Below are 19,315 nucleotides of genomic sequence, written 5' to 3' on the forward strand. Positions count from 1 at the left end.
CTATTCAACAAAAAAAGCATTCATTTAGCCAAGACTAAACAAATGCTTATTAAATATAAATTAGGTTATAAAACTAGATTGCCTTTACAGGACAACCAATAGCTTTTGTAAAATTAGGTTCTGGTTTAGCTCCTTGCTGTAAGGCTTTGATAGCGTCTTCTACATATTTTACTTTTACGTCTGTTGCAGATCTTGCATTGTCGTCTATTGTACCAATATATTGTACTTTTCTATCTTGGTCTAATAAAAATACATGTGGCGTTCTTACTGCACCGTATTGCGGAAATATTTTTTGTCCTTCATCTGCTAAATACACATAAGGGAATTCTTTATCTGATGCTCTTTTTTGCATAGTAGCAAAATTTTCCTTTACGTTATCCTCACTTACATTCGGGTTTATGGCCACAACAGAATAACCTAAAGGCGCGTATGTGTTATGTAATTCTATTAAACGATCTTCATACATTTTTGCAAAAGGACATTCGTTACATGTAAAGACCACAATGTATCCTTTAGCATCTTTTATATCTGATAAAGAGAACATCGTTCCATCTACATTTTTAAGTTTAAAATCTGTTGCAACCTCTCCTATTTTATATCCGCCAGCTTCTTCTAGTGTTTTAGACTGCACAGGACTATGTCCGCCTCCTGGAGGTGGTCCTTTTTTATCTTGAGCATTAGCATTAAAAGGAATTAGTAAACTACTCATTAAAAAGGCAATTGCAAATACAACGTTTTGTGTTTTCATTCTTATCAATTATTATTTGTTATTATTAATAGTGTTATTTATTTCTTGTTCTAAATCTTCTATATTTTGAAAAGCACGCTCGTGAAAGGAACGTTTTTCAGCATTAAAAATGATGGTAAAAGGAATAGCACCCGACCAATTTGGATCTATTTTGTCTATCCAAGAGTTAGCATCTGGGTCGTCTAACATCACAACCTTAGATGTAATGCCTTTTTCTTTTAAAAAAGGTTTAAGGTCTGTTTCTATATTTTCAGGAAAATCCATGCTTACTAATAAAATCTCTACGTTTGGATGTTTAGCTTCGTAAGCTTTAAGTATTGGCAATTCCTTTACACAAGGTGCACACCACATAGCCCAAAAATTTACAATATGAATTTTATCTGAATTGGTATATAATAAAGGTTCTATAGATTCAAAATTATAAACTGTAATATCTTGATCAGATTTTTTAGACTGTCCATATATAAAACCATGACATAACGGAATAAAGAAAATAGCTAATAGTAAGATGTACTTTTGTAACTTCATTTTAAAGCAATATAGTTAAGAGATTATATAAACAACTAGGATAACTAAATGATATAAATGTTTAATTGAAACCTATTCTTTTAAGTAATATTTAACAACACAAAGCTAAAAACCAATATTAGCGTTAATTCTAACAAAACTCTTTTGTTTATGTATTTTCAATAAACATCCATTATTTTACACGTTTTCTTATTAAAACATTGCTTATTTTAATAATTTAATATATTTTAACCCTGTATTTATAAATACACACTTAATAAACATTAAATTAACTAAATACATTAACCATAATGAAACATCTATTTTTTCTACTTTTAATTACTTTAAGTATCACTGCTACGGGGCAAACAATTATTGGACAATGGGAAACCTACGACGATAAAACCAATGAAAAAAAGGCACTTATAGAAATAACTAAAACCGATAATATTTATTCTGCGAAAATAATAGACAAATACATCGGAGAAAAAAACTCGGTTTGTACAGCGTGTGAAGGAGATAAAAAAAACCATCCTATGATTGGTTTAGTTATTATTGAAGATATTAAGAAAGACGATGACGAATATAGCGACGGAACAATTCTAGATCCTGAATCTGGAGATGTTTACAGTTGTTATTTAAAACTGGTAAATAGTAATAAACTTAAAGTAAGAGGTTTTTTAGGCGTTTCTCTTTTTGGAAGAACTCAATATTGGCTTAGAAAAGAATAATAAAGTAACGTTTAATACTAAAGGTTGAAATTAACTTGAGTTGCGATTTTTAAAATCTGTCTTGTTAGTCTCAACCTTTTATATTTTATACTATTAAAAGCCAACAATATTACTTCTTCGCTCTAACAACAAAGTATCTCTCCATAAACCATCAAGTTTTGCTATTTTTTCTCGGCGTCCGATTAATCTAAACTTAAATTTTTCGTGAAGTTTAATGGTACCTTCATTCTCAGGAAATATACTTGAATACAACGTCCAGATCCCATTATCTTCAGAAGATTTTATCACTTTATCCATAAGCAACGAGCCTATTCCTCTATTAAGGTAATTCGCATCTAGATAAACACTAACTTCTGCAACACCTTGATACATTACTCTACTAGATACTGGAGATAAAGCCACCCAACCTAAAACTTTATTATTTTCTTCCCACACAAATCTAGAATGTTCTAGATGTTTTGAATCCCAAGTAGACCAAAGCGGTACATTAATTTCAAAAGTGGCATTCCTAGAATCTAATCCCATTTTATAAATATCAAGAACTCTAGAACTATCTGCTTCAGTCATTTCTCTTATCATATCGTTTCTATTTTATTTATCTATACAGAAATAGAATAGACAAAATTATATGTGATTAAAATTAAGTAAATTACATTAATCCATTTCCTAAAACTTTGATAAAAATAAAAGCACTACATATCCAATCTTTTTATGCTTCTTCCTCTGGGTTCATTACCTTTTTCAAGTACTATTTCTGAATGTAAAAATTTTGCTGCTGCTGCAGAATCTTTTACCTTGGTAGCACTACGTGTAATCATTTCGGTTTCAAAAGCAGTTAATACACTTTTTCTAATTCCTTTTGCTCTCCAGTTTTTTTCGGATCTACATGCACTTGTAATTTCACGAGCTAAAGACAATGCATCTAACAAGGCCTGATTTGCACCTTGCCCTTTAAACGGACTCATGGGATGAGCTGCGTCTCCTATTAATGTAACATGCTCTTCTTGCTCTAGTAATTCTGAAGTTAGCAAAGCACGATCGTATACAGGGTAACCAGAAACTTGAGTTATTTGAGTAGCCGCCATAATCTGAGGAATTGGATCGTGCCATTGTGTTCTGCGACAAGCTTCGTCTTTAAGAGCCTGAGCTCCTTGTAAACTTAATGCTTTAGCATCTGCTTCTTCCATAGGAAAACTGAGTTGCCACATAACTGTATCTGTAGTAAAAGGCATCATATAAATACGTTCTTTACCGTTTGCGGTTTGAAATACAGTAGCTGAATCTAATAAAGGACTTTCTAATCCGTTTAAAGCTTCCAACGGACAAATCCCTAAAATAACAATACAACCTAAATAACGTAATGGCGTAAATGCTTCTCCAATTACACGCTTTCTAACTGCACTACGAATACCATCTGCTCCAACAATAAGATCTGCTTTAGCATGCTTAGCTTCTCCATTTACAAGAAAACGTAAATCTACATCTCCTGCTTTAGATGTTTTAAAATCTATAAATTGATGATTCCATTGTACCTTGTTTTCTCCTCCAAGTTGTTCTAAAAGCTCTAAGCGAAGAGCTTGTCTCGCAATATGTACATTAGTCCGTTTTGAGGTTGAATGTGCTGTTGTTTTTAACCATTTTCTCATGCCCCATTCTCCAATTACAGTTCCATCTGGAGTATGTACAACATGCCGTGTAGAAACCACACCTTCTTTTAACTTAGTAATTCCCAATCCAGAAATGGCTTTACTGGCTTGTTGTAATGTAAGTCCGTAGCCTTGAGATCGGGTATTAAAACCACCATCACGTTCGTAAAGTGTAAACGGAATACCACGATGTAAACATGCAACAGCTAAGGCAACACCTCCAATTCCTCCACCAATAATGGCAATATGCGGATATAGTTCGGTATTAGGTTTAGAGAAATGAGTTGCAGATAATAATCCTGTTCCGTCACATGTTGGACATGAATATAAATCACCTCTAGGTTTTACAGGAACAGGACCTATACTTCCAGATGCTTCAAATTTATCGCAAGCCAATTGATACTGCTGTTTTGCTTTCTTACTTAATTTCCGTCGTTTTTTACCACGACCTTTACAAGCATTGCAAATTGTCCAACACATATCAGATATTTGTTCCTTTTTCAATGGATTTGAATTTTACGAGTGTTCATGTCTTAGAGCATTAATTCGTTTTCATCTTTAAAATCTTTTGCCAAAAGTAAAGAATGACTTTGAATGATAAAAAACAATCCTATTATAGTTATGATAGAACATAAAATTACTAATAAACAATTATACTACTTATAAACATATTCTCATCTTTTACGAATGATACTCAATTTTAGGTAGCTTCTAGAATTTAAACCCATTTACAAAATCATAAATACAAACTAAAATGAATTGTAAATCTTTAATTTTCTTATGCTTTTTTTATCATAAATGTTTATTTAAGTCGGATATACCTTTAAAATCGCGGATTATTTTCATTTATATTATATTTATAAAAAATAAAATCCTAATTAATGAAAAGTACGCTCTCCATCCTATTAATCTGTTTTAGCCTTTTAAGCTACTCACAAAAAAAAGCCCTTGATCAATCCGATATCGGACTCTGGAATACCATAGATAATGAGGAAATTTCGCCAAATGGTGAATATGTAATGTATAATCTAGAACAAGGAGAAAAAGATGTCTTCTTAAAAATTAAAGATGCAAAAGCTAAACTTATTTTCGAGCATGATCGTGCTGAAAAAGGAAAATTCACTACCGACTCTAAATATGCTGTATTTACTATTAATGCATGGAAAGATAGCATTGCAGAATTAAAGCGTAATAAGGTTAAGAAAAAAGACTTACCAAAAGACACATTAGGTATTTATAATTTTGAAACAAAACAGGTTACCAAAATAGCGAATGTAGACAACTACAAATTACCAGAAAAATGGTCAGGATACGTTGCGTATATGCTTGCTGAAGTTAAATCTGATAAGAAGAAAAATAAAGACAGTATTTCTAATGATAAGGAAGGTGATACTTTAACAAAAGGCAAAAAAAATAAAGGGCCTAAAAAAGTAAGTAAAGAAAACGGATACCATCTTGTACTTAGAAATTTAAAAACACAAAAAGAAGACACTATAAAATATGTTACAAACTACACTTTTGCTAAAGAAGGACAGCGTTTTGCATATACTACAACCGGAGAAAAAGATAAATACTCTCCAGGCGCTTATGTCTTAAACTTAGAAAATAATAAAGAAATTCAAGTTTTTGAAAGTCATGATCAAGCCAAATTTTATAAATTACAGTTTAGTGATTCTGGTGAAAAACTAGGATTTATAGCCGATTTAGATTCTACTAAAGTACAAGAACGTCCTAATGAATTATACGTTTGGAAATCTGGAGAATCTAAAGCTTCTCAAATTATAAATAATACAACAGCTCCAAAAGGATATCGTGTATCATCAGACGGCAAAATATCTTTTTCTAAAAATGAATCTAAACTGTATTTTGGTTTAGCAACACCGTCTATTATTAAAGATACCACATTATTAGATGAAGAAATTGTAAATGTAGAAGTTTGGACCTATAACGAGCCTAAATTATATACAGTACAGGAATTAAATGTAGAACGCGATACAAAGAAATCGTATGAAACTGTGCTTCATTTAAACACCAATACAATTATACAATTAGCGACTACAGATTATCCAAATAGTAATATCGGTGATGAAGGTGATGCTGATCAGGTTTTAGTTAGCACATCTTTACCTTATGAGTTATCTCGCCAATGGACAGCATTAAGAACTTCAGATTACGCCCTTGTAGATGCTACAACAGGAAATACAAAACAGATAATAACTAATTTTTCTGGAGGTATGCGTTTAAGCCCTAAAGCGAAATATGTATATGGTTATGATTTGGTAGATAGCACTTGGGTAAGCTATAATATTAGCACCGGAAAGCAATTAAATCTAACTAAAGACAAAGTGTTTTATAACGAACTTAACGACACACCTAATTATCCAAGATCTTACGGGATTGCAGGTTGGACAGAAAATGACGCCGCCTTATTAGTTTACGACAGATACGATGTTTGGTCTATTAATCCAACTACCGGAGAAATGGCTAGACTAACAAAAGGAAGGGAAACTAAAACACAATATAGATATGTAGAACTAGATGATGATGCGCGTTACTTAGACACAGATAAACCTTGGCTATTTACAACTTTTAATGAAGACACCAAACATTCAGGTTACTATAGCTATAATGCTAAACGCAAAAAAGGAGAACAGGAATTAGAAGGACCTTATAAATATTCTAGACCAATACAGGCACAAGATGCTACAGATGTAATTTTTACTAGAGAATCTTTTACAGAATTTCCAGATCTTAGGTATTCTAATTTAAGTTTTAAGAAAGACACTAAAATAAGTGATGCTAATCCGCAACAAAAAGATTACAATTGGGGAACCGTAGAATTGGTAAATTGGACCTCTTTAGATGGTAAACCACTAACAGGAATGTTGGTTAAACCTGAAAATTTCGATCCGAATAAGAAATACCCAATGATAGTGAATTTTTACGAAAAAAATTCAGATGGATTGTATCGTCATAAAGCACCAGTCTATGGTCGTTCAACAATAAATTACAGTTTTTATGCTAGTAGAGGTTATCTTATTTTTAATCCAGATATAGAATATAAAGACGGTTACCCTGGAGAAAGCGCTTACAATTGTTTAATGCCGGGTGTTGCATCGCTAATCGCTGAAGGATTTGTAGATAAAGACAATATTGGTTTACAAGGTCACAGTTGGGGAGGCTACCAAATTGCATATTTAGTAACCAAAACCGATTTATTTAAAGCCGTAGAATCTGGAGCTCCTGTATCTAACATGATTAGTGCTTATGGAGGTATTCGTTGGGGAACTGGGTTAAGCAGACAGTTTCAATACGAACATACACAAAGTAGAATTGGAGGTACACCTTGGGAATACCCAATGCGTTACATAGAAAACTCTCCTATTTTTAGTCTAGACAAAATAAATACACCCGTATTAATTTTACATAACGATGCAGACGGACATGTGCCATGGTACCAAGGTATAGAGTTTTTTGTTGGATTACGTCGTTTAGGAAAACCAGCTTGGTTATTAAACTATAACGGAGAACCGCATTGGCCTTTAAAATATCAAAACCGAAAAGATTTTAATATCAGATTAGCTCAGTATTTTGATTATTACTTAAAAGGTGCTGCTAAACCCATGTGGATGGAACGTGGTGTTCCTGCTATTGAAAAAGGAATTAACCAAGGTTACGAATTAATGGAAAATGAATCTAATTAGTATAGTAGTAAACTAAGAATTAAATAGAAAAGCGATCAATGTACTTTAAACAGTATATTGATCGCTTTATTTTTTTATAATATATAAACACCAAATACCTATTTACAGATTACCCACCTTGACCATGTTCAAGATGTATAGAGCAGTAATAATTTACCATTAGAAATAGAACAAAAACTGCAATGTACATAATAAATGTTTTTTTAGATTTTTCAGTCTTTAGTAGCGACACTATAAAACCTATTAAAAACAGTGTATTTAAACTAAAAAAAACGGGAAACAACATCGATTTATAAAAGGCATCGTATTCGGTAAGATGTCCATCAGGAAATCCAATCATAGATTGGTCATAATAGTAATACAAACCTATTACTGTTGTTGTAAAGACACCAAAGCATGCCCATTTATTTTTAAACCTGTTAATATTCAAAATGGTATCTATTTAATATAAAAGAATAACGAATTTAAAACAATATGTATACTAACGTACATGTTCTGTTTTATATTGTTTTAATCAACAATAAAGACTTCATGATATGATTTATTACGAAGCTTTAAGTCAAATCTAATTTAATGCGATCTTCTGTTGGTCTTAAGAAAAGAAAATACAAAATTATAAATACACCAAAAATCATAAAACCTGGACTTAAAAATAATATTACAAAGGCAGCACCTTCAAGTACAGCCCATCTTAATATTAAAGCGGTTTGATATGCGGGAAATTTCTCTTCTAACTTTAATCTAGAATCTATCTTTTTTATTTGAGAATAAAACAAAAAATGACCAAGCAGTATAGCTATTACAGGAACAAATAAGAATATAATATTTGAAGTATTTACGCTTTTAAAACTAAAATGAGTTAAAGCATTTAAATCTCCAATAATGGCATACACGAGGATTAAACCTACAGATAATGCTAAATGAATTACTTTTAATACTTTTATTTTTTCTTCCATTGTGCTTTATCAAATTGAACTATTACGTTCTAAATTTAGAATAAATTAAAGAATAGTGCATTAATAATTCTAAAGAATAAACATTAAATGGAAATAGACTTTTTAAATTGCTGAGGCGTCATTAATTCCATTTTCTTAAATTGCCTGTTAAAGTAACTTGTATTATTAAATCCAGACTTAAAAGCAATTTCAGACATTCTAAAATCTTTAGATTCTTTAATTAGTTTCTTAGAGAATTTAATCTTTTCAGAATTAATGTAATCTATTGGAGAAACGCCTAACGTATTTTTAAACTGTTTATGAAAATGAGACGAACTCATATATGCAATTTTAGCCAACACATCTACAGTGATGTCTTTATTGGTTAAGTTATTTTTAATGTACTTTATTACAGTGCCCATTCGTGTATCATTAAAAATTTGATTGGGATCGTTAATAATTAACGACTTCGCTTTAGTTTGCAACAACCTAATTATAAGTTCTTGTATCATTAAATCTAACAACACATCTTTAGACTTGTTATTATTGGTAAAGGTGTAAGTTAGGCGCTCTATTAAATGGTTAACATCTATATTATTTATTAAATGAGAAGACGTATCGTCTAACTTCCAATTGCCATTTTCATTTTCAATAGCAACTTGCTGATTAAATTTCTCGACAACTTCATCTATTTTATAAGCATCTATACCTAAAGCCAAACATTGCGTTGGCTCTTGCTTTGTTGCAAGCGGAAAATCGATTATCATTTCTTTATTCTTAGGCATAACTACAGATTCTCCCGGAAAAAAATCGAAAGCTTCAAAACCATCTATATGCATAATCTTCTTTCCGGTAAGCATACTCGCTATTACAGGAAAGTTAAACGTAAGAGACACATTTTCTGCATACGCATGGGTTTCATAAATATTTAGTTCAGCATAATCGGCACTATAAGTCGTTCTATTCTCTACTAAAGTGGTTAGTTTTCTAATATTTCTATGCTGCTCTAAAATGTTTTTCATCTGTTCTTCTTTATAAATTATAATCCAGAAACAATAGATACGTTCTAAATTATGATAAATACGTTCAAGTTATTTCATATTTGATAAAATAACTTTACAATAAATAAATATAACACATTTATTAAATCAAAAAATTACCTAATTAATAATTTAACACTATTTTACATGAATTATTCTAAGCCAGAATTTAAAGAGAAATATGACAATTACATCAATGGAAAATTTATGGCCCCGTTAGGCGGTCAGTATTTCGATAATACATCTCCCATAGATAATAGTTTTATTGCTAAATATCCGCGTTCGCAAAAAGAAGATATCGAATTAGCTTTAGATGCTGCTAATGCTGCAAAACAAGGTTGGGAAAATACATCGGCTGCAGATCGAGCTGCGATGCTAAATAAAGTTGCAGATATTATTGAAGAAAATCTTGAAGCCTTTGCTTTAATTGAAACTTGCGATAATGGAAAACCAATTCGAGAAACTTTAAATGCTGATATTCCTTTAGCAATAGACCATTGGCGCTATTTTGCAGCTTGTATTCGTTCGGAAGAAGGTGGCGCTACAGAATTAGATCAGCATACATTATCCATGAATATAAAGGAACCTTTAGGTGTAGTCGGACAAATTATCCCGTGGAATTTCCCTTTATTAATGTTATCCTGGAAATTACCTCCTGCCCTAGTTACAGGAAATTGCGTGGTTTTAAAACCTGCAGAACAAACACCTGCATCTGCATCTTTTTTAATGGAAAAAATTGCAGATGTATTTCCTCCTGGTGTTGTTAATATTGTTCATGGTTTTGGTCCAGAAGCAGGAAAACCATTAGCTTCTAGTCCTAAAGTAGATAAAGTCGCTTTTACAGGAGAAACTACTACTGGGCAATTAATTATGCAATATGCTTCTAAAAATTTAAATCCTGTAACTATGGAATTAGGAGGAAAATCGCCTAATATATTCTTTAATTCGGTTATGGATGCAGACGATGCGTATTTAGATAAAGCTGTAGAAGGCGCTGTATTATTCGCTTTTAATAAAGGAGAAGTGTGTACATGTCCATCTAGAATTTTAGTACAAGAAGATATTTACGATGCGTTTATGGAACGTGTTGTTGCTAGAACAGAAGCCATTATTCAAGGTAATCCATACGATGTAAATACTATGGTTGGTGCACAAGCGTCTAACGACCAATACGAGAAAATACAATCGTACTTTAAAATAGGAAAAGATGAAGGCGCAAAAGTATTAGCTGGTGGAGAAGCTAATAAATTGGAAGGTAATTTGGCAAATGGTTTTTACATTAAACCTACCATATTTGAAGGCCATAATAAGATGCGCGTATTTCAAGAAGAGATTTTCGGACCTGTAGTTTGTGTTACCAAATTTAAAGATGAGGCTGAAGCTTTAGAGATTGCAAACGATACCATGTACGGACTTGGCGCAGGAGTTTGGACACGAGATGCGCACCAATTATACCAAATACCTAGAGCCATTAAAGCGGGTCGTGTTTGGGTAAATTGTTACCATGCTTATCCTGCACATGCGCCTTTTGGAGGTTATAAAAAATCTGGTTTTGGAAGAGAAAATCATGTCATGATGCTTAATTATTATCGTCAGACTAAAAACATGCTAATCTCTTACGATAAAAATAAACTGGGTTTCTTTTAGACAGAGATATTGATTAATAACAATAAAGGCCATCTTAAAAACATGCTTAACAATTAATAAGTTATTGTTTTAAGGTAGCCTTTTTAATACTTAAAACTTATGGAACGCGTAGCAATTACAGAAGCAGCAACAGAAATATTAGAACAATTAAAAACAAAACATGGAGAATTAATTTTTCATCAAAGTGGTGGCTGTTGCGATGGATCTGCTCCCATGTTATTTGAAAAAGATGAGATGTATTTAGATGAAAGTGATATTCTTTTAGGCACGCTACATGATGTGAATTTTTACATGAATCAAGATCAGTTTGAATATTGGAAACATACGCATTTAACAGTTGATATTACAAAAGGACGCGGAGCTAGTTTTTCGTTAGAAATTCCATTGGGACTTCGATTTTTAATTCATTCTAGACTGTTAACAGATCAAGAAAACGAAATATTAAATACTAAAAATAATTAATTACATCTAAAAAGATCGCCTTTAGCACCATTTCATAAAAAAAAGACCAATACTAAAATTAGCATTGGTCTTTTTTATTATTGTGCAATAATAGTTTACACGTTTTTATTGAACTACATATTCAGAAATATCTGTTAGTGTTTCCATAAATGAGATAATGTCTTTAATCTCTTGTTTCGTTAAATTTAATGGCACATCAGATAAGGTTTGGTTTTTAACATCTAACCCCATTCCTGCTCCGCCACCAAGATTATAAAATTCTAAAACGTCTTCTAAAGTATCAAACGAACCATTATGCATATAAGGTGCAGTTAGAGCAATATTTCTAACAGTAACGGTCTTAAACGAGTTTTTATAATACGTTTGATTGTCTCCACGAAGTCTATTAACCATACGTCCTAAATCTGTATCTAATACAGGATTAATACTATCAAATCCTTGGGTAATTCCTAGAACTTCCGATTCCGAGTCTAAATAAAATGGAGGAATGGTTCCGTTAAACATCGGAGCAAAATGACAACTTCCACAGGCCGCTTTTCCCATAAATAAATTGAATCCGCGTTTAGCATCTTCTGGATATTCATCGGTTTCATTTCTTACATATTTATCAAACGGACTATTAAACGATTTTAATGAATTTACATAAGCTGCAAGTGCATTACTAACCGATCTTTCATTAATATTATTCCTGCTAATTCCGCCATAAGCACCTTTAAATAACTTAACGTACTCTGCATTTTTATTTAATTTTCTAACAATAGTTTCAAAATCTGTATTAAATTCTAAATCATTATCAACTACGTGCATCACTTGTTTTTCAAGATTAAAAGCGCGCATATCTAAAAAATAACGTGTAGAATATCCTGCATTTAAAATGGTTGGAGAATTTCTTGAAGTATAAATACCTGCTTTATTTGATTGGCTTTTAGGTAAACCATCTGTAAATGCTTTCTCTGGATTATGACACGTTAAACATGACATTATATTTTTATTTGAAAGCTGCGGATCGTTAAACAACAATTCACCTAAAGCAATGGTTTTAGGGTCATCTAAAGGCAAGTACACCAACTCTGAAAAGAAATTAGTTTTAAGAAAATTGATGTCGAATATATTCTTTGCCTGGTAATCTTGTGCATGCTTTTTATAAGGTTCTAACTTAATATTATTTAGATGCTGAAACTCTAACAATTCAGCATATAAAGGATTTATCACTTCTTTTAAAAACACCATTCTATCAAAATCATTAAAATTGGTGTGTCCGTTTAGCATTTTTTCGCCTTTCTTAAAAAGTTTTTTAATGCTTTTAAATTTAGGCTTTGCTTCTGGATATACACCACTTTCAAAAAAGAGAAATGCTTTTTCCATACTTTGCATACTTTGGTAACTTTCTTGTAAACCATTAACAGAGCCTGGCGTATCGTAACCCGTAACACCTAAAGTAAAAATACGCACCATACCAGATCGTATACATTCAATAATCTGACTCGATTTTAACTGAATAGGTAAATGTGTTTTTGTTATAAAATCTACTCGCGATTTAAGTCCGTTAACCAACGCTTTTATGTGGTTTAAATTTTCTAAAGAATCCTCTTCAAAAACAGCTTCATCTAAGGCTTGCAAACCACAAGGCGCAATCACTTTATCTTCTTCGAAATACTCACTTATTTTAGGTAAAGGCGCGCCGTTTATAAATGTTCCGTTGTAAGGCGTTTGGTAATAATCAAAAATAAATTCGACTTCTTTATACACCAATCTTGTCTTCTTAACCTGTGTCCTCAGTCTTTCTAAGTCATTTACAGACGTAGATCTATTTGCGAAATCTGCCAATATATTTACTTCATTCTGAAAGGTGTAAAAATTGTCTGTATACCATGCTTTTACCTCTGTAGGAATAGTATTAGCCTGATATGTTACGGGTGTCTTTCTTCCAGCCAACATAAAGAAACAAACAATTACAGATAATGTTAGTAGACTTAATTTTTTCATTTATAATTAGAATTTATTTCAAAATAACAGTAAAACATCAACTAAAATTCAACCTAAGTAGAACCGTGCTGAGGTTTCATTAAATATCGTTAGCAGGAACAGAATATACTTTTATACGATTTATAATAGAGCTATAATGACACAGATATTTAGTTGTTAAGGGAATTTTCTGTGTCTTTTATTTGTTGTTTTAATTCAATTATAGAGTTCATGCTTTTATACTTAGCATCTAATTGTTCTATTGAAATTGTTGCTAGTTTTAAGGATATATTTGCAGCTTCTGGCTTATTATTTTGTATTAAATACAAAGCTTTTTTGTAGTACCAAAATTCTTTTCTTTTATATTGAAGAATGAAATAATCGTATTGTTTTATAACTTTTTCCGACTGATGTGAAGCAATTAAATAATCTAATTTTTTAAGCTGAAGTGATAATGTGTTTGGTCCTAGTTTTTCTAAACCCGATTCTATTGCAACTAATGCATCATTGTAGTTTTTATTATTATCTGCAAGTATAATGTCGGAATACTCTAAAACATCTTCCGGGCGTATGTCCGTCATATTTGTCATCACATAACCATAAGCTGTTAATGCCTTGTTATAAGATTTTAACTGATAATATATTTGAGCCTCTAATTTTTTTGATTTCACATCGGTTTTATCTATTTCTAAACAAGAAGTAATAGCTTTTAAGGCTTCGTTATAATCTTCAGTTAAATAATGAAGCTCGGCCATTCTATATTTTAATGCTTTATTGGTGTTTCCTAAAGATTCAGATTTAAGATAATCGTTATAAGCTTTAGTATATTCTACATGTTGTTGGTAAAGCATTCCGCGTTCAAAATAGAGTTCAGGATTTGTAGGATGTTTCAAAATCTCTGCTGTTTTTTTTTCTATACGCACAGATAAATCACCATGCGAAAATGCAGGAATAGATAATAGTAAACAGATTATTATAGGTAAAACAGACTTAACAACACTTTGTAAATACTTGTTTTTATGACCACCCATTAAGATTGTTTTTATGATTTAATTAAAAAAACAGAAGCTATAAATTAAGAGTTCCCTAAATTTATATACAGCTGCCGTTTATTAATAAGTACTTTAAAAACCCGCTGCCCCTATGCATTTTTATCATGATAAAAATTTATTAACCTAGCTAACATTTAATTAACATTACACCGCACAAACACAACGTAAAAGAAACAATCGAAGCATTTTTTAATCGTCACGCATTCTTTTTTCCGTTTCTAGTAATGTACCATCTATAGTCTAAGACTTAATTATAGTTTGATCTTCGGTATACGTATTGTATCGCTATCGGGTTTAAGCCATGTTACGTAATGGCTAATTAAATCGCCACGTTTAACAAATATTGTTATTAAGGTGTAATTAAGCTTCGTAAAGACTTCAACTTCATATTCAGGAGTTATAACCTGTTCAGAACAATAATCGAAAAACACCAAATCTAGATTTTTACTATTCCCTTTTTGTGCAAAAGAAGTAAAGTGTAAAGTAATTAATAATACAAAAAGTAATACTCTTTTTATAAGCATACTCTCAATATTATATTTTTCTTATAAGATAACAAAATAGATAGTTTTAATAAATTTCTACTAATAATTACTTATTTCATAATTCTTAATAAACCTAAACGTATAATTGTTAACTCTATTAGGGAAATCTTATGTTTTCATATTTTAAAAAGCGAAACATTATGTATCTTTATAAGCACTATTATTCACACCTTAAATAAAAAATATGTTCGGATTATTTAAAAAGAAATCAGAAAAAGAAAAATTGCAAGCGCAATACGAAAAGCTATTAAAGGACGCTCATACTTTATCTACCACAAATAGAACATTAAGCGATCAGAAAGTATTTGAAGCAGACGAGATTATGAAAAAACTTGAAAAACTGACTTAATTTAGTTCTAAAATATGGAGGAAGACAAAAAACCAGATGCTGTTGTTTTTAATCCTGAAACACAAAAATATGATGCCTCAATAAAACCGTATGCAACTTCTGTAGGAGCTCCTGTAATTACAACTACAGATAATATTCCGTGGAAAAACAGAAGTATTAATAAGGTTAACCATAAAGTAAAATCGAAATATTTAGAATTGAAAGCGGAATATGAAAATATGATGCAACAGTTTGAATATAACAAGCTCATTTTTGATGCGAAATTTACTTTTGAACCTATTTTAGGCGAAACATATCATCTCTACAAAAGAGAAAATGGAGAAACATTTCTATCTATTATTGCACCAGAACAATGCCGTTTTGATGCGCTTGGGAGTTTCTATTTAAATGCAGATCAAATTTGGGAAAAAATATAACATCAATATGGCAACAGAAGTAAAAGAATTTACAGAAAGACAACTAGACCGCATTATAGAAATGGCTTGGGAAGATCGCACACCTTTTGAAGCAATTCTATTTCAGTTTAACTTAACAGAAAAAGACGTTATTAAATTAATGCGTGGCAACTTAAAAGCATCTAGTTTTAAACGCTGGCGTAAACGAGTAAATAGTGGTGTAAGTCAGAAACACCTAAAAAAACGTAATCCAGATATTACACGTTTTAAATGTTCTCGCCAAAAGGCTATTTCTGGCAATGCCATAAGTAAACGATAAATACTGTTATCTTAAACAAATTAGCTTAATTATTGAAGAAAGAATCTATAAATATAGTGTGGTTAAAACGTGATATACGTTCTCAAGATCACGAACCTCTTTTTTACGCAGAACAATCGGAACTGCCATACATTATAATATATTTATTTGAGCCTACACTTATTGAATATCCCGATACTAGCCCAAGACATTTAAAATTTATATATCATTCTATAAACGCTTTAAACAAGACTTTAGAGCCGTTTAATAGAACCGTAAACCTATTTTATGGTGAAGCGATTACGATTTTTAAATATTTAAATGAAGCTTATCATATTAAATCTATATTCAGTTTTCGCGAAAGCGGAATTCAACTGACTTGGGAACGCGATAAAAAAGTTCATTCTTTTTGTAAAGAGCATGCTGTTATTTGGAAAGAATCTCAGCGTGACGGCATTTTACGCGGAATTAAAAACAGAGACGATTGGAATAAACAGTGGCATAGAAAAATGCACACGCCAATACTTCAAAACAACTATTCCACTTCTAAAATTGGACCTTTAAATCATCCTTTTTCACTGCCTATTAAACTAGAAACAGAATTAAAAACGTATCCAAAACAGTTTCAGCCCGCAGGAGAATTAAATGCATGGCGGTATTTAAAATCGTTTGCAGACAAGCGAGGTTCTAATTACCAAAAACACATTTCTAAACCTACAGAAAGCAGACTGTCTTGTAGCAGATTATCACCATATTTAGCATGGGGAAATATAAGTATTAAGCAAGCCTTTCAATTTGTAGGAACGCATCCTAACGGTACAAAAAACGATCGGGCTTTTTCTGCAATGCTAACACGATTACATTGGCATTGTCATTTTATTCAGAAGTTTGAAGTAGAATGTAGTTACGAAACAGATTGCATTAATAAAGGTTATGAATTATTAGCACATAACAAAAATGAAGCATTCATTAAAGCATGGAAAACAGGAACAACAGGCTACCCTTTAATTGATGCGTGTATGCGAGCTGTAGCACAAACAGGATGGATTAATTTTAGAATGCGCGCCATGGTTGTTTCGTTTTTAACACTTAATCTAGACCAAGATTGGAGAGATGGGACTTACCATTTAGCAAGACAATTTTTAGATTACGAGCCTGGTATTCATTATCCGCAATTTCAAATGCAAGCCGGAACAACAGGTGTAAATACTGTACGTTTATATAATCCTGTAAAAAACTCGCAGGAACACGCCCCTGAAGGTCTATTTATAAAAAAATGGATTCCAGAACTTACTAATGTTCCAATAGCATATATTCATGAACCTTGGAATATGACAATGATGGAACAAACCTTTTGTGGCGTTATTTTAGGCGAAGATTACCCTTTGCCAATTGTAAATTTACAAGAAAGTGCACGAATGGCTAGAGATAAAATTTGGGGACATAAAAATCATCCGGCTGTACAGCAAGAAAAAAACAGAATATTAAATACGCACGTAAACCAAACAACATAATGATTTACAATAAAGAAGACATAAAAGCACTTGACCGTATTACTAGGTTAAAAATAATAAACTCGGTTTCTGGGATAAAGCCTGCAAACCTTATAGGAACTATAAATAATCAAGGAAAAACTAATCTTGCTATATTTAGTTCTGTAGTACATTTAGGAAGCGACCCTGCCCTATTAGGCTTTATTGCTAGACCACAAACAGCCGATGTTGGCCACACCATTCGCAATATTAAGGAAAACGAAATGTATACAATAAACCATATACATCCAGAATTTATTGAAAAGGCACATTATACATCTGCTAAATTTGAATCTGAAATCTCAGAGTTTGAACGCTGTAAACTAACAGAAGAATATATAACCGATTTTAAAGCGCCTTTTGTTAAAGAAAGTAATTTTAAAATAGGGCTTCGTTTTAAAGAAGCTTTAGATATAAAACTAAATGGCACAACTTTAATTATAGGCGAAATAGAGCATCTTATTATTCCTGATAATGCTCTTTTAAATGGAGATATAGATTTAGAAGCTACAAATAGTATAGGTATTTCTGGACTAAACAGTTATTACACGCTAAAAAAGATTGAGAACCATCCGTATGTTAGAGTAAACGAAGTACCAGAATTTTAATATTAAAAATAAAAGATAACGTATTGTTTTTCTTCATTTAAATGAACTAAAACGGTAAAACAGTATAGCTAATAATCTAGAATTAGAATTTTTACGACGCCTTACTTACAACCGTTTTTTCTTTTTTAAAACTATGCAAAAGCATTCCTACAATAACTAAAACAATGCCTATTATTGAATAAATATCTGGCAAATGACTTTTTAATATTAGTACCTCTCCTAATAAAGCAAAAAGCACTTCGGCAGACTGTGTTGCTTCTACAGAAGCTAATGCTTTTTCGTCGTTTCGCACTTTATCTGTTGCCATAAAAAACAAAATAGTTGCAATTACACCAGAACAAATAGCCACTACTAATGTCTGATATACTTGTGGTTCGCTAGGCAATTCATCTATAGAAATTCCGTAAAGGGATAATAGAATCCAAAATGGTAAACTCGCTATAGTCATTCCCAATGTGCGCTGTATGGCATTAAGTTTACCATTCGAGACTTGCATCATTTTTCTATTTCCTAAAGGATATGCAAAAGCAGCTATTAAAACGGGAATTGTTCCAAACAAGAGTTCCTCAGTAGATATAGATTTTGCTTGACTAATTTGCATGATTAAAATACCCAATAATATAATTAAAGAGAACACAAGAGCCTGAAACGATATGGTATTTTTAAAACTTGTCTTATTTATAATTGGTGAAATTATCATACCTGCAACAATAGTTATTTGCCACGTACTAGCCACTAACCAAGACGGTCCGTAAGCTGCAGCAAAAGTTAGAGGCGCATAAAAGACACCAAATCCTACGGTGCTCCAAAGTATCCATTGCCACGGACTCTGTTTCATTTGTATTAATAATGGCTTTAAGTTTTTTCTTAAAATAACCAGAACTAATAAAAAAGGAACCATCCAAAAGAAACGTAACGAAGAACTCCAAATCCAATGTCCGCCCTGTACAGACATTAGTCTATTAAACACAAAAGTTACTGCAAAAAATAAGGCCGATAATACACCTAAAGAAATGGCAATTGATTTATTTGATTTCATTAAAAAATGATATTATAATTTTTAAAACGTTACGGTTATAGTCAATTCTTTTAAAGAATTATTTTAGAACTTAAATGCAGACTATAAATGTATATAAAATAAGTTCACCTTT

20 protein-coding genes are annotated in these 19,315 nt (G+C 31.6%); 9 read left to right on the forward strand and 11 right to left on the reverse strand.

Features of this window, described 5'->3' with window-relative positions; translation table 11 throughout:
* Positions 1–73: 73 nt before the first annotated feature.
* Entirely contained in the window at positions 74–748 is a 675-nt protein-coding gene (locus GQR95_RS13320) for a thioredoxin family protein (RefSeq protein ID WP_233265933.1), read from the reverse strand.
* 12 nt (positions 749–760) lie between these two features.
* Positions 761–1,276, reverse strand: a complete 516-nt coding sequence (locus tag GQR95_RS13325) for a thioredoxin-like domain-containing protein (RefSeq protein WP_159023622.1) — start codon at positions 1,274–1,276, stop codon at positions 761–763.
* A 290-nt stretch (positions 1,277–1,566) separates the two neighbouring features.
* Here GQR95_RS13325 and GQR95_RS13330 point away from each other — a divergent pair, with 290 nt between their 5' ends.
* Entirely contained in the window at positions 1,567–1,986 is a 420-nt protein-coding gene (locus GQR95_RS13330; RefSeq protein WP_159023623.1) for a DUF2147 domain-containing protein, read from the forward strand.
* A 93-nt stretch (positions 1,987–2,079) separates the two neighbouring features.
* Here GQR95_RS13330 and GQR95_RS13335 read toward each other — a convergent pair whose 3' ends face one another.
* Together GQR95_RS13335 and GQR95_RS13340 are read right to left on the reverse strand one after the other, a co-directional pair.
* Positions 2,080–2,565 (reverse strand): GNAT family N-acetyltransferase, encoded by a 486-nt coding sequence (locus GQR95_RS13335; RefSeq protein WP_159023624.1) that lies wholly within the window; start codon positions 2,563–2,565, stop codon positions 2,080–2,082.
* A gap of 113 nt (positions 2,566–2,678) precedes the next feature.
* Positions 2,679–4,136 carry an FAD-dependent oxidoreductase gene (locus GQR95_RS13340; protein WP_370514492.1) on the reverse strand — a complete coding sequence of 486 codons (1,458 nt, stop codon included), beginning with the start codon at positions 4,134–4,136 and terminating at the stop codon, positions 2,679–2,681.
* A 377-nt stretch (positions 4,137–4,513) separates the two neighbouring features.
* Between GQR95_RS13340 and GQR95_RS13345 the strand changes: the two genes are divergently transcribed.
* On the forward strand, positions 4,514–7,336 hold the full coding sequence (locus GQR95_RS13345; RefSeq protein ID WP_159023625.1) for a S9 family peptidase: 2,823 nt from the start codon (positions 4,514–4,516) through the stop codon (positions 7,334–7,336).
* Between the two features lie 109 nt (positions 7,337–7,445).
* Here the strand turns inward: GQR95_RS13345 and GQR95_RS13350 are convergent, their stop codons facing one another.
* The 3 genes from GQR95_RS13350 to GQR95_RS13360 all read right to left on the reverse strand — a co-directional run bounded on the left by GQR95_RS13350 (position 7,446) and on the right by GQR95_RS13360 (position 9,293).
* Entirely contained in the window at positions 7,446–7,766 is a 321-nt protein-coding gene (locus GQR95_RS13350; protein ID WP_159023626.1) for a hypothetical protein, read from the reverse strand.
* 124 nt (positions 7,767–7,890) lie between these two features.
* Complete coding sequence (locus GQR95_RS13355; RefSeq protein WP_159023627.1) at positions 7,891–8,292, reverse strand: MFS transporter; 402 nt, start codon at positions 8,290–8,292, stop codon at positions 7,891–7,893.
* A gap of 83 nt (positions 8,293–8,375) precedes the next feature.
* Positions 8,376–9,293 carry an AraC family transcriptional regulator gene (locus GQR95_RS13360; RefSeq protein ID WP_159023628.1) on the reverse strand — a complete coding sequence of 306 codons (918 nt, stop codon included), beginning with the start codon at positions 9,291–9,293 and terminating at the stop codon, positions 8,376–8,378.
* Between the two features lie 165 nt (positions 9,294–9,458).
* Here GQR95_RS13360 and GQR95_RS13365 point away from each other — a divergent pair, with 165 nt between their 5' ends.
* Together GQR95_RS13365 and GQR95_RS13370 are read left to right on the forward strand one after the other, a co-directional pair.
* Entirely contained in the window at positions 9,459–10,958 is a 1,500-nt protein-coding gene (locus GQR95_RS13365; RefSeq protein ID WP_159023629.1) for an aldehyde dehydrogenase family protein, read from the forward strand.
* 99 nt (positions 10,959–11,057) lie between these two features.
* Complete coding sequence (locus GQR95_RS13370) at positions 11,058–11,420, forward strand: DUF779 domain-containing protein (RefSeq protein ID WP_159023630.1); 363 nt, start codon at positions 11,058–11,060, stop codon at positions 11,418–11,420.
* Between the two features lie 105 nt (positions 11,421–11,525).
* Here GQR95_RS13370 and GQR95_RS13375 read toward each other — a convergent pair whose 3' ends face one another.
* The 3 genes from GQR95_RS13375 to GQR95_RS13385 form a co-directional block, all read right to left on the reverse strand.
* On the reverse strand, positions 11,526–13,406 hold the full coding sequence (locus GQR95_RS13375) for a cytochrome-c peroxidase (RefSeq protein ID WP_159023631.1): 1,881 nt from the start codon (positions 13,404–13,406) through the stop codon (positions 11,526–11,528).
* Between the two features lie 149 nt (positions 13,407–13,555).
* Positions 13,556–14,416 carry a hypothetical protein gene (locus GQR95_RS13380; protein WP_159023632.1) on the reverse strand — a complete coding sequence of 287 codons (861 nt, stop codon included), beginning with the start codon at positions 14,414–14,416 and terminating at the stop codon, positions 13,556–13,558.
* 272 nt (positions 14,417–14,688) lie between these two features.
* Positions 14,689–14,961 carry a hypothetical protein gene (locus GQR95_RS13385; RefSeq protein ID WP_159023633.1) on the reverse strand — a complete coding sequence of 91 codons (273 nt, stop codon included), beginning with the start codon at positions 14,959–14,961 and terminating at the stop codon, positions 14,689–14,691.
* Between the two features lie 205 nt (positions 14,962–15,166).
* Between GQR95_RS13385 and GQR95_RS13390 the strand changes: the two genes are divergently transcribed.
* From GQR95_RS13390 to GQR95_RS13410, 5 genes are read left to right on the forward strand one after another with little or no spacing between them, the layout of a single operon-like run.
* Positions 15,167–15,331 carry a Lacal_2735 family protein gene (locus GQR95_RS13390; protein ID WP_159023634.1) on the forward strand — a complete coding sequence of 55 codons (165 nt, stop codon included), beginning with the start codon at positions 15,167–15,169 and terminating at the stop codon, positions 15,329–15,331.
* Between the two features lie 14 nt (positions 15,332–15,345).
* A complete protein-coding gene (locus tag GQR95_RS13395) occupies positions 15,346–15,747 on the forward strand; it encodes a DUF2452 domain-containing protein (RefSeq protein WP_159023635.1) in 402 nt (133 codons plus the stop codon).
* Positions 15,748–15,754: 7 nt separating this feature from the next.
* Positions 15,755–16,045 carry a TIGR03643 family protein gene (locus GQR95_RS13400; RefSeq protein ID WP_159023636.1) on the forward strand — a complete coding sequence of 97 codons (291 nt, stop codon included), beginning with the start codon at positions 15,755–15,757 and terminating at the stop codon, positions 16,043–16,045.
* Between the two features lie 32 nt (positions 16,046–16,077).
* Positions 16,078–17,538, forward strand: a complete 1,461-nt coding sequence (locus GQR95_RS13405; protein ID WP_159023637.1) for a cryptochrome/deoxyribodipyrimidine photo-lyase family protein — start codon at positions 16,078–16,080, stop codon at positions 17,536–17,538.
* The gene (locus GQR95_RS13410; RefSeq protein ID WP_159023638.1) at positions 17,538–18,164 is read left to right on the forward strand and encodes a flavin reductase family protein; all 627 of its coding nucleotides are present in this window, start codon (positions 17,538–17,540) and stop codon (positions 18,162–18,164) included. Before GQR95_RS13405 ends, GQR95_RS13410 begins: the two co-directional genes overlap by 1 nt.
* Positions 18,165–18,255: 91 nt before the next feature.
* On the opposite strand, the gene GQR95_RS13415 is transcribed toward GQR95_RS13410, so the two are convergent.
* Positions 18,256–19,203, reverse strand: a complete 948-nt coding sequence (locus GQR95_RS13415) for a multidrug resistance efflux transporter family protein (protein ID WP_159023639.1) — start codon at positions 19,201–19,203, stop codon at positions 18,256–18,258.
* Positions 19,204–19,315 lie beyond the last annotated feature (112 nt).

Source organism: Formosa sp. L2A11 (genome assembly GCF_009796865.1).
Classification (GTDB): Bacteria; Bacteroidota; Bacteroidia; order Flavobacteriales; family Flavobacteriaceae; genus Formosa.

Coding starts and splice junctions, on each gene's coding strand:
- GQR95_RS13320 (WP_233265933.1), bottom strand. CDS start 748: ATGAAAACACAAAACGTTGTATTTGCAATTGCCTTTTTAATGAGTAGT.
- GQR95_RS13325 (WP_159023622.1), bottom strand. CDS start 1,276: ATGAAGTTACAAAAGTACATCTTACTATTAGCTATTTTCTTTATTCCG.
- GQR95_RS13330 (WP_159023623.1), top strand. CDS start 1,567: ATGAAACATCTATTTTTTCTACTTTTAATTACTTTAAGTATCACTGCT.
- GQR95_RS13335 (WP_159023624.1), bottom strand. CDS start 2,565: ATGATAAGAGAAATGACTGAAGCAGATAGTTCTAGAGTTCTTGATATT.
- GQR95_RS13345 (WP_159023625.1), top strand. CDS start 4,514: ATGAAAAGTACGCTCTCCATCCTATTAATCTGTTTTAGCCTTTTAAGC.
- GQR95_RS13355 (WP_159023627.1), bottom strand. CDS start 8,292: ATGGAAGAAAAAATAAAAGTATTAAAAGTAATTCATTTAGCATTATCT.
- GQR95_RS13360 (WP_159023628.1), bottom strand. CDS start 9,293: ATGAAAAACATTTTAGAGCAGCATAGAAATATTAGAAAACTAACCACT.
- GQR95_RS13365 (WP_159023629.1), top strand. CDS start 9,459: ATGAATTATTCTAAGCCAGAATTTAAAGAGAAATATGACAATTACATC.
- GQR95_RS13370 (WP_159023630.1), top strand. CDS start 11,058: ATGGAACGCGTAGCAATTACAGAAGCAGCAACAGAAATATTAGAACAA.
- GQR95_RS13375 (WP_159023631.1), bottom strand. CDS start 13,406: ATGAAAAAATTAAGTCTACTAACATTATCTGTAATTGTTTGTTTCTTT.
- GQR95_RS13380 (WP_159023632.1), bottom strand. CDS start 14,416: ATGGGTGGTCATAAAAACAAGTATTTACAAAGTGTTGTTAAGTCTGTT.
- GQR95_RS13385 (WP_159023633.1), bottom strand. CDS start 14,961: ATGCTTATAAAAAGAGTATTACTTTTTGTATTATTAATTACTTTACAC.
- GQR95_RS13390 (WP_159023634.1), top strand. CDS start 15,167: ATGTTCGGATTATTTAAAAAGAAATCAGAAAAAGAAAAATTGCAAGCG.
- GQR95_RS13395 (WP_159023635.1), top strand. CDS start 15,346: ATGGAGGAAGACAAAAAACCAGATGCTGTTGTTTTTAATCCTGAAACA.
- GQR95_RS13400 (WP_159023636.1), top strand. CDS start 15,755: ATGGCAACAGAAGTAAAAGAATTTACAGAAAGACAACTAGACCGCATT.
- GQR95_RS13410 (WP_159023638.1), top strand. CDS start 17,538: ATGATTTACAATAAAGAAGACATAAAAGCACTTGACCGTATTACTAGG.
- GQR95_RS13415 (WP_159023639.1), bottom strand. CDS start 19,203: ATGAAATCAAATAAATCAATTGCCATTTCTTTAGGTGTATTATCGGCC.